Source organism: Delftia sp. 60 (assembly GCF_002754395.1).
Classification (GTDB): Bacteria; Pseudomonadota; Gammaproteobacteria; order Burkholderiales; family Burkholderiaceae_C; genus Comamonas; species Comamonas acidovorans.
Map to the genome: position 1 here is coordinate 12,501 of NZ_PEFD01000001.1, position 13,666 is coordinate 26,166.

10 protein-coding genes (1 of these 10 running past the window's edge) are annotated in these 13,666 nt (G+C 66.8%); 1 reads left to right on the top strand and 9 read right to left on the bottom strand.

The features are described 5' to 3' along the window. The 6 genes from CLV01_RS00055 to CLV01_RS00080 all read right to left on the bottom strand — a co-directional run. Positions 1-778, bottom strand: partial view of a benzoate/H(+) symporter BenE family transporter gene (locus CLV01_RS00055; protein WP_013804763.1) — the 5' portion only. 404 nt of this gene lie to the left of the window's left edge; the window shows 778 of its 1,182 coding nt (coding positions 1-778); it begins with the start codon at positions 776-778; its stop codon lies off the left edge, out of view. A gap of 50 nt (positions 779-828) precedes the next feature. After that, entirely contained in the window at positions 829-2,697 is a 1,869-nt protein-coding gene (locus CLV01_RS00060) for a potassium transporter Kup (RefSeq protein ID WP_034397428.1), read from the bottom strand. Positions 2,698-2,794: 97 nt separating this feature from the next. After that, on the bottom strand, positions 2,795-4,090 hold the full coding sequence (gene gshA, locus CLV01_RS00065; RefSeq protein ID WP_012207794.1) for a glutamate--cysteine ligase: 1,296 nt from the start codon (positions 4,088-4,090) through the stop codon (positions 2,795-2,797). A gap of 81 nt (positions 4,091-4,171) precedes the next feature. Next, positions 4,172-5,638, bottom strand: coding sequence for a TrkH family potassium uptake protein (locus CLV01_RS00070; RefSeq protein WP_013804766.1), 1,467 nt, complete (start codon positions 5,636-5,638; stop codon positions 4,172-4,174). A gap of 10 nt (positions 5,639-5,648) precedes the next feature. After that, a complete protein-coding gene (trkA, locus tag CLV01_RS00075) occupies positions 5,649-7,106 on the bottom strand; it encodes a Trk system potassium transporter TrkA (RefSeq protein WP_012207796.1) in 1,458 nt (485 codons plus the stop codon). Positions 7,107-7,195: 89 nt separating this feature from the next. Then, positions 7,196-8,476 (bottom strand): glutamate-5-semialdehyde dehydrogenase, encoded by a 1,281-nt coding sequence (locus tag CLV01_RS00080; protein ID WP_012207797.1) that lies wholly within the window; start codon positions 8,474-8,476, stop codon positions 7,196-7,198. Positions 8,477-8,665: 189 nt separating this feature from the next. Here CLV01_RS00080 and CLV01_RS00085 point away from each other — a divergent pair, with 189 nt between their 5' ends. Next, positions 8,666-8,968, top strand: coding sequence for a hypothetical protein (locus CLV01_RS00085; RefSeq protein WP_099732641.1), 303 nt, complete (start codon positions 8,666-8,668; stop codon positions 8,966-8,968). 10 nt (positions 8,969-8,978) lie between these two features. Here CLV01_RS00085 and holA read toward each other — a convergent pair whose 3' ends face one another. Genes holA through leuS form a run of 3 tightly spaced genes read right to left on the bottom strand, consistent with a single transcriptional unit; the run spans position 8,979 to position 13,322 of the window. After that, positions 8,979-10,031: a DNA polymerase III subunit delta gene (gene holA / locus CLV01_RS00090; protein WP_012207798.1), complete on the bottom strand. Its 1,053-nt coding sequence runs from the start codon at positions 10,029-10,031 to the stop codon at positions 8,979-8,981. A 5-nt stretch (positions 10,032-10,036) separates the two neighbouring features. Continuing rightward, the gene (locus CLV01_RS00095; RefSeq protein WP_012207799.1) at positions 10,037-10,543 is read right to left on the bottom strand and encodes an LPS-assembly lipoprotein LptE; all 507 of its coding nucleotides are present in this window, start codon (positions 10,541-10,543) and stop codon (positions 10,037-10,039) included. A 43-nt stretch (positions 10,544-10,586) separates the two neighbouring features. Further along, complete coding sequence (gene leuS / locus CLV01_RS00100; protein ID WP_099735028.1) at positions 10,587-13,322, bottom strand: leucine--tRNA ligase; 2,736 nt, start codon at positions 13,320-13,322, stop codon at positions 10,587-10,589. Positions 13,323-13,666: the final 344 nt, after the last annotated feature.

Consider the following 13,666-nt stretch of genomic DNA (forward strand, 5'->3'; position numbering starts at 1 on the left):
GCACCAGGGTGGCGATGCCGGTCATGCTGATGATGCGGGAGATGGGCAGGTTGTAGCCCGTGGCGCGGATGACGGCCACGCCGGGCAGGTTCTGCGAGGCCATGGTGACGACGAACAGGGGCAAGGCCAGGCTCACCAGGGCGGGCACGGAGAACTCGGGCATGGTGAAGACCGGCCAGGCAAGGCCTGCATGCACGGCAGACCATTGCATCTGGCCGGTGAGCGCCACCCAGGCGATGGAGACCGCCAGCGTGGCGATGACCGCATAGCGCGGCGCCAGGCGGCGCGACAGCAGATAGGTCAGCAGCATGACCAGCACCAGGGGCAGCGCGTGCCTGGCGGCGGCAAAGGCCTGCATGCCGAAGTTGGCAAGTACGCCCGCCAGGAGGGCGGCAGCGATTTCCATGGGGATGCGGTTCATGACGCGCTCGAACCAGCCTGTGGCACCCACCAGGATGATCAGCCCCGCGCTGATGATGAAGGCGCCGACGGCCTCGCCCATGGAAAAGCCTCCGGCAAGCCCCGCCGTGGCCAGCACGGCAGCGCCTGGTGTGGACCAGGCGACCATGACGGGCATGCGCAGTATCAGCGAGGGCAGCAAGGAGCACAGGCCCATGCCCAGCCCCAGCGCCCAGACCCAGGAGGTGATCTGCTCGGGCGTGGCATGGAAGGCCTGGGCGGCCTGGAAGACCAGGGCCACCGAGCTGGTGAAGCCCACGAGCACGGCCACGAAGCCGGCCGCAAAGGCGGAGGGACTCAAGTCACGGAGAAAGCGCATCGCGCGATTCTGTCACCACAGTCGCGGATCGTGCGATACGCGGGCGACGCCTACAGCTCGATCTTGGAGCCCAGCTCCACCACGGAGTTGCTGGGCAGGTGCAGGAAGTCGGAGACACGGCTGGCGTTGCGGTGCATCTGGGCGAACAGCTTTTCGCGCCAGGGCGCCATGCGGTGGCTGATGCGCGGGATGATGACATCGCGCGACAGGAAGTAGCTGGTCTCCATGGCGTCGAGCTGGCAGCCCCGGGGGCGCAGCAGGGACAGCGCCGCCGGCACGTCGGGTTCGTTCTTGAAGCCGTAGTTGATGATGACCTGCCAGCAGTCGCTGCCCAGGGCCTCGATCTCGGTACGCTTGTCCAGGCCCACCCAGGGAATTTCGTGGTTGCGCACCGTGACGAAGATGTTCTGGCTGTGCAGCACCTTGTTGTGCTTGAGGTTGTGCAGCAGGGCGTTGGGCACGGTGCCAGGCTCGCCGGACAGGAAGACGGCCGTGCCCGGCACCCGCGCCGGGGGATGGCGCCAGACCGATTCGAGGAAGCTCTTGAGGTCGATGGCATCGGCCTGCAGCTTTTGGTGCAGCAGCTCGCGGCCCTTGCGCCAGGTCATCATCAGCGAGAACACCGTGCCGCCGATCAGCAGCGGGAACCAGCCGCCATCGAACAGCTTGAGCAGGTTGGACGAGAAGAAGGCCAGGTCCACCAGGAAGAAGAAGCCGGTGGCGGCAATGCACAGGGCCAGCGGGTAGTTCCAGCGGTAGCGGATCACGAAGAAAGTCAGCGTGGTGGTGATCAGCATGTCCAGCGTCACCGCAATGCCGTAGGCGGCCGCCAGGTTGCCGCTGGAGCGGAACAGCACCACGGCCAGCGCGATGGCCACGAACAGGCTCCAGTTGACCAGGGGCATGTAGATCTGGCCGGCCTCGCGCACGCTGGTGTGGCGCACTTCCAGGCGCGGCAGATAGCCCAGCTGTATGACCTGGCGCGTGACGCTGAAGGCGCCCGTGATCAGGGCCTGCGAAGCGATGACCGTGGCCATGGTGGCCATCAGCACCAGGGGCAGCAGGGCCCAGGCCGGGGCCATCATGTAGAAGGGATTCTTCACAGCGGCCGGGTTGGCCAGCAGCAGCGCACCCTGGCCGAAGTAATTGAGCGTGAGGGCAGGCATGGCCACGGAGAACCAGGCCAGGCGAATGGGCTTCTTGCCGAAGTGGCCCAGGTCGGCGTAGAGCGCCTCCGCCCCGGTCACGCACAGCACGACGGCGCCCAGGATGATGAAACTGGTGCCGGGGTTGTCCCAGATGAAGCGCACCGCGAAGTGCGGGCTGATGGCCGCCAGGATTTCCGGATGGCCGGCGATCTGGTGTATGCCCAGGGCGGCGATGGTGGCGAACCAGACCAGGGTGATGGGGCCGAAAAAGCGCCCTATCCCTGCCGTGCCGTGCTTCTGGAACCAGAACAGCAGGAACAGGATGACCAGGGTCAGCGGGATCACCGCCTTGGTGAAGTGCGGGGACACCACCTCCAGGCCCTCGACGGCCGAAAGCACGGAGATGGCCGGCGTGATCACGCCGTCGCCATAGAACAGCGAGGTGCCGAAGATGCCGATGAGCAGCAGCACGCTGCGCAGGCGTGGCTTGTCCTTGACGGTCTGCGAGGCCAGGGCCAGCATGGCGACCAGGCCGCCTTCGCCGTTGTTGTCGGCGCGCAGCACCAGGACCACGTATTTGAGCGAGACGATGACCGTCAGCGTCCAGAACAGCAGCGACAGGACGCCGTAGATGTTCTCCTGGGTAAACGGCACATGGCCGGAGCCGAACACCTCCTTGACCGAATACAGCACGCTGGTGCCGATATCGCCATAGACCACGCCGATGGCGCCCAGGGTGAGCGCGGCCAACGAAGATTTGGTTTTCTGCACAGGTCTATGCGCCATCCCGTGGGGAGATGGCTTCAGTCAATTGAAATGCCGGCATTGTCCGCTGTCCTGATGACGAGCGCATCGGACAGCACCCCGATCAGTCGTAGATTTCCGCGTTGGGGTTGGTCGCCTCCAGCTCATAGCTGGCCGCCAGCATGGCGACCCGGGCCACCACGCCGTACATGTAGAAGCGATTGGGCATGCTGGCACCCGGGCGGGCGCCGATCTGGGGCAGCTGGGTGCTGTGCTGGAAGGCCAGCGGCACGAAGCCGGCACCGGGCGCGTTGAGGTTTTCGTCCACATCGCGCTCGGGGTGCATGCGGTAGAAGCCGCCGACCACGTAGCGGTCCATCATGTAGACCACGGGCTCGGCCACGGCGTTGTTCATGCGCTCCTGGGTGAGCACGCCCTCCTGGATGATCACGTCGTGCACGGTCTGGCCGTCCTTGATCATGCCCATCTTGTTGCGGCTCTTGCGCGGCAGCTCGGCCAGTTCCTTGGCGTCGCGCACGGTCATCACGCCCATGCCATAGGTGCCGTTGTCGGCCTTGACGATGGCAAACGGCTTTTCCTTGATGCCGTATTCCTTGTACTTGCGGCGCACCTTGGCCAGCAGCACATCGACCTGCTCGGCCAGGCCTTCCATGCCCACGCCATTGGCGAAGTCGATGCCTTCGCTGCGCCCGAACAGCGGGTTGATCAGCCAGGGATCGATGCCCAGCAGCTTGCCGAAGCGCTTGGCCACTTCCTCGTAGCTCTGGAAATGGCGGCTCTTGCGGCGCACGCTCCAGCCTGCATGCAGGGGCGGCAGCAGGTATTGCTCGTACAGCTCCTCGACGATGCCCGGCACTCCGGAGGACAGGTCGTTGTTGAGCAAGATGGTGCAGGGATCGAAATCCTTGAGGCCGATGCGGCGCTTGCTGCGGATCACCGGCTCCAGCGTCACCGTGTCGCCATGCGGCAGGGTGACGGTGGTGGTCTTCTTCACATCGGGGCTGATGGAGCCGATGCGCACATTCAGACCGGCCATGTTGAAGATGCGCTTGAGCTGCACCACGTTGGCCAGGTAATGGGTGTTGCGCGTGTGGTTCTCGGGAATGATGAGCAGGTTGCGCGCTTCGGGGCAGATCTTCTCGATCGCCGCCATGGCCGCCTGCACGGCCAGCGGCAGCATTTCGTCGGTCAGGTTGTTCCAGCCGCCAGGAAACAGGTTGGTATCCACGGGCGCGAGCTTGAAGCCGGCGTTGCGGATGTCCACCGAGCAATAGAAAGGCGGCGTGTGTTCCATCCATTCGAGCCGGAACCAGCGCTCGATCGCCGGCATGGAGTCGAGGATGCGCTGCTCAAGCTCGTTGATCGGGCCTGTCAGGGCCGTGATGAGATGTGGAACCATAAAGACCCTCTGGGTACGGCGGTGGGGGGCAATTGTAGAGATTGGACCATGGTCTAAGTGTTTTCCCTAGTCTCTTCGGCATCATCGGCGCCAGAAAGCCGGGGAAAGCAGCGCCATGAAACTGAGAATTTCCAGGCGCCCCAGCAGCATGGCCAGGGTGCAGATCCAGGTCTGGAAGTCGGTGAGCACAGCATAGTTGGAGCTCGGCCCCAGCGCGCCCAGGCCCGGCCCCATGCAGTGCACGCTGGCCAGCACGGCGGAAAAGGCGGTCACCGGGTCCAGGTCGGTGAGCAGCAGCACCATGCTGAGCGTGATCACGGTGGCGCCATAGACCAGCATGAAGGCCAGCACCGAGAAGATCATGCGGTCGTCCACCACGCCGTTGCCCAGCCGCACGGGCTGCATGGCGCGCGGGTGCACGAGCCGCGTGAGCTCGCGCCGCGCCTGCTTGAGCAGGATGAGCATGCGCACCATCTTGATGCCGCCACCCGTGGAGCCCGCGCTGGTGGCCACGCCCGACAGCAGCAGCATGAGCACGGGCGCGAAGACGGGCCAGCTCAGGTAGTCGACGGTGGTGAAGCCCGTGGTCGTGGCCACCGAGACCACGTGGAAGATGCCGTAGCGCAGCGCCTCGACAGGCCCGTACACGCCCTTGGCCCACAGCAGCAGCGCGACGATGAGCCCGCCGCCCAGCAGCACGGCCAGCGTGGCGCGCATTTCGGGGTCGCGCCAGAAGCCGTCCCAGCGGCCCTTGCGCATGGCCACGAAGTACAGCGCGAAGTTGCAGCTGGCCAGCAGCATGAAGACCAGGGCGATCAGCTCGATCAGCGGCGAGTCGAAGTAGGCGAAGCTGGCGTCGTGCGAGGACAGGCCGCCCAGGCTCACCGTGGCGAACATGTGCATCAGCGCATCCAGCGGCTCCATGCCCGCGGCCCAGAAGGCCAGTGCACAGGCCAGCGAGAACACGCCGTAGACGCCCCACAGGCCCTTGGCGGTCTCGGTCATGCGCGGCGTCAGCTTGGTGTCCTTGATGGGGCCGGCGGCCTCGGCGCGGAACAGCTGGGCACCGCCCACGCCCAGCAGCGGCAGGATGGCCACGGCCAGGATCAGGATGCCCATGCCGCCCAGCCATTGCAGGAAGGTGCGCCAGACATTGATGGACACGGGCAATGCGTCCAGCCCCGTGAGCACGGTGGCGCCCGTCGTCGTCAGGCCCGAGACGGCCTCGAAATAGGCATGGGTGAAGCTGATGCTCAGGCCCACATGGCCCAGGCCCAGCACCAGCGGCAGCATGGCGCACAGCGGCAGCACCACCCAGACCAGGGTGACGAGGATGACGCCGTGGCGCGGCTGCAGCTCGCGCCGGAAATGGTCCAGGCCTACCCACAGCGACAGCCCCGCCGCCGCCGTGATGCCGATGGCCCAGGGGTAGATGCGCCAGATGCCGTCGTCGGCAAACCAGGACACGGCAAAGGGCAGCAGCATGGACAGCGCGAACATGACCATGAGCATGCCAAGCACGCGCAGGACGGGGAACAGGTCGCGCATGGGTATGGGCTCAGAAGAAGGTGGCGCTGACGCGGAACAGGTTTTCCACGTCCCGCACCAGCCGCTTGTGGGGCAGGAAGAAGACCACGTGGTCGCCGCTCTCGATCACGGTGTTGCCGCGCGGGATGATGACCTCGGGCTCGGCGCCGGCCGCGATCTCGTCGGCCGGCACGCCTTCGGGAATGCCGCGCACGATGAGGCCGATGTGCGCATCCTCGGGCACGCGCAGGTCCTCGACCTTGCGGCCGACCACGCGCGAGCTCTTGCGGTCGCCGCGCGCCACGATCTCCAGCGCCTCGGCCACGCCCCGGCGCAGGCTGTGCACGGCCTGCACGTCGCCGCGGCGCACATAGGCCAGCAGCTCGCCGAGCATGGCCTGGGCCGGCGACAGCGCAATGTCGATCTGCGTGCCGTGCATCAGGTCGGCATAGGCGCGCCGCGTGATCAGCGAGAGCACGCGCCGCGCGCCCATGCGCTTGCCCAGCAGGCTGGCCATGATGTTGTTTTCGTCGTCGTCGGTGAGGGCCAGGAACAGGTCCACGTCCTCCACGCTTTCATCGGCCAGCAGGTCTTCGTCGGTGGCATCGCCGTGCAGCACCAGCACCTCGGCCGGAAGCAGCGAGGCCAGGTCCTGGCAGCGCTGCTCGTCGGGCTCGATGATCTTGATGTGAAAGCGGCCCGGCACGCGCGACAGCTGCAGCGCCAGGCGCAGGCTGACCTGGTCGCCACCGGCGATCATGATGCGGTAGACGGGGCGCGAAGGCCGGCCCGCGGGCTGGTGGATGGCGCGCAGCACCTCGGCCACATGCTCGCGCGCGGCCAGGATGAAGACTTCGTCGCCGGGCTCGATGCGGGTGTTGCCGTCGCAGCGCACGAAGCGGTCGGGCTCCTCCAGGAAACGCCGGTAGATGGCCACGATGCGCATGGCCAGCTCGGGCATGCAGTCGCGCAGCTCGCCGATGTGCTTGCCGACGGCGGGGGCGCCGTCGCGCGCACGCACCGAGGCCAGCGCGGCGCGTCCGCCCGCGAAGGCGCGCACCTGCATGGCTTCGGGGAACTCGATGAGCTTGCTGATGTAGTTGGTCAGCGACTCCTCGGGGCAGATGATGCGGTCCACGCCGAAGCCTTCCTTGCCCAGCAGCGTCTCGTCATCGCCAAAGCCCGAGGAGCGCACGCGCGCGATGCGGGTGGGAATCTCGAACAGCACCTGGGCCAGCTTGCAGCACACCAGGTTGGTTTCGTCGAGCGCGGCGCAGGCGATCAGCAGGTCCGTGTCCTTGGCTCCGGCCTCGGCCAGCACCTGGGGATCGATACCGTTGCCCACGACGCCGCGCAGGTCGAAGCGCGACTCCAGCTCGCGCAGGCGGCGCGCATCGGTGTCGATCACCGTGATGTCGTTGCGTTCGGACACCAGGCTTTCGGCCACGCTGTAGCCCACACGGCCGGCGCCAAGAATGATGATTTTCATGGGTTCATTGCGGTGCTGCGGTGCCGGCGCGGGGCATCCCGGCGCGGGGCGTCCCGGCAGGGTGCCTGCCGGCGCGCAGCACGGTCCGGTCAGGTGCGGACTTCGCCTTCACCCAGCACCACGTATTTGAGCGAGGTGAGACCTTCGATGCCCACAGGACCGCGCGCATGGAACTTGTCGGTGCTGATGCCGATTTCCGCGCCCAGGCCGTACTCGAAGCCATCGGCAAAGCGGGTGCTGGCATTGACCATGACGCTGGCCGAGTCCACCTCGCGCAGAAAGCGCTGGGCATGCATGTGGTCGCGCGTGAGGATGGCATCCGTGTGGTGGCTGGAGTAGCGGTTGATGTGGGCGATGGCTTCGTCCACACCCGCGACGATCTTGACGCTGATGATGGGCGCCAGGTATTCCTCGCTCCAGTCCTGCTCGGTGGCCTCGGCCAGTTGGGCACCGGCCACGGACTTCAGGATGGCCAGCGATTCGGGGCAGCCGCGCATCTCGACCCCCTTGGCGGCGTAGATGGCGCCGATCTGCGGCAGGAACTCGGCGGCCACGCCGCGCGCCACCAGCAGGCTCTCGCTGGCGTTGCAGGGGCTGTACTTGTTGGTCTTGGCGTTGTCGGCCACCTTGACGGCCATGGCGATGTCGCAGGGATCATCGACATAGGTGTGGCAATTGCCGTCCAGGTGCTTGATGACGGGCACCTTGGCCTCGCGGCTGATGCGCTCGATCAGGCCCTTGCCGCCGCGCGGGATGATGACGTCCACGTAGTCGGGCATGGCGATGAGCTGGCCCACGGCCTCGCGGTCCGTGGTCTGCACCAGCTGCACGCCGTGCTCGGGCAGGCCGGCTTCGGCCAGCGCCCTGGCCACGAGGGCGGCCAGTGCCTTGTTGGAGTCGATGGCTTCCGAGCCGCCGCGCAGGATGCAGGCGTTGCCGCTCTTGATGCTGAGGCTGGCCGCCTCGATGGTCACGTTGGGGCGGCTCTCGTAGATCATGCCGAACACGCCGATGGGCACGCGCATCTGGCCCACGCGGATGCCGCTGGGCATTTGCTTCATGCCGATGATCTCGCCGATCACGTCGGCCATGGATGCCAGCTGTTCGCAGCCCTGGGCACAGGTTTCAAGCACCTTGGGCGTCAGGCGCAGGCGGTCCACCATGGGTGCGGACAGGCCGTTGGCCACGGCGCGGTCGAGGTCACGGGCGTTGTCGGTCTGCAACGGCTCCACGTTCTCCCGCAGCAGGCGCGCCAGCGCCAGCAGGGCGCGGCTTTTGACGGCAGCCGAGGCTCGGGCCATCTGGGCGGAGGCCACTTTGGCCTGAACGCCCAGGTTGTGGGTGTATTCGACGATATTGAGCGCGTTCATTCCGAGATTCTCGCCGAGTTGCGCCCATTTGCGCACCGGGACCGGGCATGCCCCGCGCCGACATGCGGCTGCGATGCGGCCAGGGTGCGTCTGCGCACGGCCGCCAGAGGGCAAACCCCGCGTTGCGGCGGCCGGCAGGATGTCGCGGCCACCCTACACTGCTGCCCAGTACGCAGAGGTTTTCCCGCCATGTCCACCAGCCACGACACTCTTCTCGCCGCCCAGCAGCTCGCCCAGCTGCATGCCGGCTTCGCCCAACTGGCACAGCAGCAGCTGTCGGCCGCCATGCTCGGACAGCAGGCCAGGGCCTCGTCGGAGTTGCTGCAGGCCCTGCCGCCGCGCTACGGCGAAGTGCTGCTCAATCTGCTGGACCGACTGGAGTCCAGCGCGCTGTTCAGTGAGGAAAGCTGCTCCTTCAGCCAGAAGGACCTGCTGGACAACCTTGAGACCTGGGCCACCAAGGCCCAGGCGCAGTTGGAAAAGACGCGCTAGGAACGGTACGTCAGCCCTTGGCGCCGGCCTGGGCCAGGTCCACGGCCAGGCGGCGCAGGGCCTGCCAGCCGTCGCGCGGCCAGCCTTCGAAGGCCAGGCCCTTCACGATGCCGTCCACCGCGTGGGCCGATTGCAGCAGGCGCGCGGCCTGGGCGTCGGTGATGCGCGGCAGCAGGCGCTCGAACAAGCGTTCCTTGACGCCCCAGATGCGCTGGGCGCGCAGCGCCATCGGCAGGGGCTGGCCTGCGGCCATGGCGTCCCTCACGCGGCAGATGGCGCGGATGTCCTCGGCCAGGGTCCAGTGCACCAGCACCTCGGCCGTGCCTTCGGCCTGCAGGCCATCGAGCATGCGCGAGACGCGCGCCAGCTGCCCGCCCAACACAGCCTCCGACAGCTTGAACACGTCGTAGCGCGCCACATTGAGCACGGCCTGCTCGACCTGCGCCTGGCTCAGTTCACCCTCGGGATGCAGCAGCGCGAGCTTCTGGATTTCCTGGTGCGCGGCCAGCAGGTTGCCTTCGACACGGTCGGCAAAGAACTGCAGCGTGCGCTGCCCTTCCTCGCCGGGTGCGACGCGCTGGCCCTGGGCCGCCAGCCGCTGGGCAATCCAGGCCGGCAACTGGGCGCGCTCAATGGGATCGATCTGCAGCGTCATGCCCTGGGCCTCCAGCGCGCTGAACCAGGCCCCCGTCTTGGTGGCCTTGTCCAGGCGCGGCAGCAGGACCAGGGTGAGCGTGCTGTCGTTGCCCCGCGCGGACTCGGCGATCTGCTGCAGCGCGGCGCCGCCGTCCTTGCCGGGCTTGCCCGAGGGAATGCGGATCTCGACGATCTGCCGGTCGGCGAACAGCGACAGCGAGCCACCGGCCGCCAGCACGGCGCTCCAGTCGAAATGCGCGCCGGCCACGGTATAGCTGCTGCGCTCGGTATAGCCGGCCGCGCGCGCCGCGGCGCGGATGGCATCGGCCGCCTCCTGCTGCTGCAGCGGCTCGTCGCCGTGCAGCACATAAAGCGGGCGCAGGCCCTTGGCCAGATGGCCGCCAAGCTGGTTCAGGGCAAGCTGCATGGGGCTCAGGTCAGGCTCTTGACGGCGGCCAGACGGCGCAGCAACTGCTGCACGATGTCGGTGCGCATGTCCTTGTAGAGCATGGCTTCCTCGGCTTCCTTGGACAGCGCGTTGGTTTCGTTGTACGTCACATCGCGTTGCTGCAGGATTTCGGTCTCGGGAATCGGCTCGTCGCCATTGGGCGTGCGCAGCTTGAAGCGCACGCGCAGGCGCAGCTGCAACTCGCGCACCTGGCCCAGCGCGTTCATGCCGACGATGACCCGCTCCTGCCGCTCGCTGACGATCTGGAAGATCGCTTCGGCATCGTCGGGCGATGCCGGATCGCGCAGCACGGTCAGCTTGTCGCTGGCACTGGCCAGATTGCGCGACAGCTCCCGCGCTACCGGAGAGCCCCGGCCCGCCTGGATGTACAGCGAGCGGAACACGAAGGTCGGCACCCCCCGCAGGCGAAAGCCGCAGGCCCCCAGCAGCGGAGCCAGGGCCAGGGCGGTGAGCAGGGTACGTTTTTGCATGCTTGTTCCTTGCGAGCGCCGGGCAGGCCCGGCGCCCAGGGGGTCAGACCACGACGTTCACGAGGCGGCCAGGCACCACGATCACCTTCTTGGGCACGGCACCGTTGGTGAACTTCTGGCATTCCTCGTTGGCCAGGGCAATGCGCTCGATCTCGGCCTTGTCGGCCGTCGAGGACACCAGGATGGCCCCGCGCAGCTTGCCGTTGACCTGCAGCACCAGAGAGATCTCGTCCTGCACCAGCGCCTGGGGATCGACCTGGGGCCAGGGCGCATCCAGCACGTCGCCCAGGTGGGCGGCGTAGCCCAGTTCGCTCCACAGCGCATGGGCCAGGTGGGGCGTGGCCGGGTAGAGCACGCGCAGCAGGATGCCGAAGCCTTCGATCAGCGCCACCTGGGCGCCCGCGTCGTCGAAGGACTTGAAGTCCTCCAGCGCGTTGATCATCTTCATGGCGCCCGAGACCACGGTGTTGTACTGCATGCGCTGGTAGTCGTATTCCACCTGCTTGAGCACGGTGTGGATCTCCAGGCGCAGGGACTTGGCGGCCTTGCCGAACTCCACGTCGTCCAGCGACTTGGCGCCGGCCACGCTTTGCACGGCACCGGTCATGTCCATCTGCGACAGTTTGGCGCCGAAGTTGTAGACGCGGCGCAGGAAGCGGTAGCTGCCTTCGACGGCGGCATCGTTCCATTCCAGCGTCAGCTCGGGCGGCGCGGTGAACATGGTGTACAGGCGCGCGGTGTCGGCGCCGTACTTCTCGATCAGCTCCTGCGGATCGATGCCGTTGTTCTTGGACTTGGACATGGTGCCCACGCCCTCGTAGTCGATGTCCGTGCCCACGGGCAGCAGGCCATCGGCGCTGTCCACCTCGGCCTTGAGCTTGGCGCCCACGATCTTGCCGGTCTCGTCGAACACATGCTCGACATCCTTGGGCCAGAAGTACTCCTTGGCACCCTTGGCCGTGCGGCGGCTGTAGATGTGGTTGAGCACCATGCCCTGGGTCAGCAGCTTGGTGAAGGGCTCATCGACCTTGACCAGGCCCAGGTCACGCATGACCTTGGTCCAGAAGCGCGCGTACAGCAGGTGCAGGATGGCGTGCTCGATGCCGCCGATGTACTGGTCCATGCCGCTGCCGCCGGTGGCGGCATTCTGGTCCCGCATCCAGTACTCGGCGCCTTCCGCCACCATCTGCTCGCTGTTCCTGGCGTCGCAATAGCGCATGAAGTACCAGGACGAGTCCACGAAGGTGTCCATGGTGTCGGTCTCGCGGCGCGCGCTCTTGCCGCAGCAGGGGCAGACCACGCCGGCGTGGAAGGCTTCGCTCTTGATCAGGGGGTTGCCCGAGCCATCGGGCACCAGGTCCTGGGGCAGGACCACGGGCAGGTCCTTGGCGGGCACGGGCTGGGCGCCGCAGTCCTCGCAGTGGATGATGGGAATCGGCGTGCCCCAGTAGCGCTGGCGGCTCACGCCCCAGTCGCGCAGGCGCCAGGTGGTTTTCTTCTCGCCAAGGCCCTTGGCCGCCAGCAGTTCGGCCACCTTGTCCACGGCCGCCGCATGGGGCAGGCCGTCGAGTTCGCCGGATTCGATGCAGACAGCGCGCTGCTTGTCGCCGTACGAGTCGGCCCATGCCTCGGTGCTGAAGGTCTCGCCTTCGACCGCGATGACCTGGCGGATGGCGATGCCGTACTTCTTCGCAAAGGCGAAGTCGCGCTCGTCATGCGCGGGCACGCCCATGACGGCGCCGTCGCCGTAGCTCATGAGCACGTAGTTGCCGACCCAGACCTCGACCTGGGCGCCCGTCAGCGGATGCGTGACGAACAGGCCCGTGGGCAGGCCTTCCTTTTCCTTGACCGCGAGTTCGGCCTCGGTGGTGCCGCCCTTCTTGCACTCTTCGATGAAGGCGGCCAGCTTGGGGCTCGTGGCGGCGGCGTGCAGGGCCAGCGGATGCTCGGGCGCCACTGCGCAGAACGTCACGCCCATGATGGTGTCGGCACGCGTGGTGAACACGTACAGGCGGCCGTCCTGGATGGGCTGGCCGTCGGCGCCACGGATGTCGTGGGTGAACGCAAAGCGCACGCCGGAGCTCTTGCCGATCCAGTTTTCCTGCATCAGGCGGACTTTTTCAGGCCAGCCGGTCAGCGTGGCCTTGTCGCCGCCCACCTGGACATGGTCCAGCAGCTCCTGGGCGTAGTCGGTGATCTTCAGGTAGTAGCCGGGGATTTCGCGCTTTTCGACCGGCGCGCCCGTGCGCCAGCCGCGGCCGTCGATGACCTGCTCGTTGGCCAGCACGGTCTGGTCCACCGGGTCCCAGTTCACGACCTGGGTCTTGCGGTAGGCAATGCCCTTTTCCAGCATCTTCAGGAACAGCCACTGGTTCCACTTGTAGTAGTCGGGGTCGCAGGTGGCGATCTCGCGGCTCCAGTCGATGGCCAGCCCCATCGCCTGCATCTGCTTTTTCATGTAGGCGATGTTGTCGTAGGTCCACTGCGCGGGCGGCACCTTGTTCTTGAGCGCAGCGTTCTCGGCCGGCAGGCCGAAGGCGTCCCAGCCCATGGGCATGAGGACGTTGTAGCCCTTCATGCGCAGCTGGCGCGTCAGCATGTCGTTGATGGTGTAGTTGCGAACATGGCCCATGTGCAGCTTGCCGCTGGGGTAGGGCAGCATGGAGCAGGCGTAGAACTTGGGCTTGGCCTGGTCTTCGGTCACGCGGTAAGCGTCGCGGGCGGACCAGTGGTCTTGCGCTGCGCGCTCAACGTCGATGTGGTTGTATTTCTCTTGCATGGTGCTGCGGCCCAGGGGCCTGACAAGGTGGATTGCCGGAATCAACCGGCGATTTTAGGCCCCCGGCCCGGCCGTGCCCGAAGCCGCCCACAAGCCCGCAGGCGGTACTGCGTCATCGGCGGCCGCTTGCCCGCCTGTGGCACGGGGAAAAGCCGCACTGCGTATGCTTGCCAGCTCTGCGGCGCCATGCCGCAGGCGTTCCTCCATCGCCAGCCCGGGCTTGCGCAGGAACCGATGCGCATCTCCCGGGCATGCCGCCACTGCGCGCGGCCTCATGGTGCCGGCCGCAGGCAGGCCGGCACTGCAACGCCCTGGAGTTTTTCTTGCTGAACTGGTCTTTGATT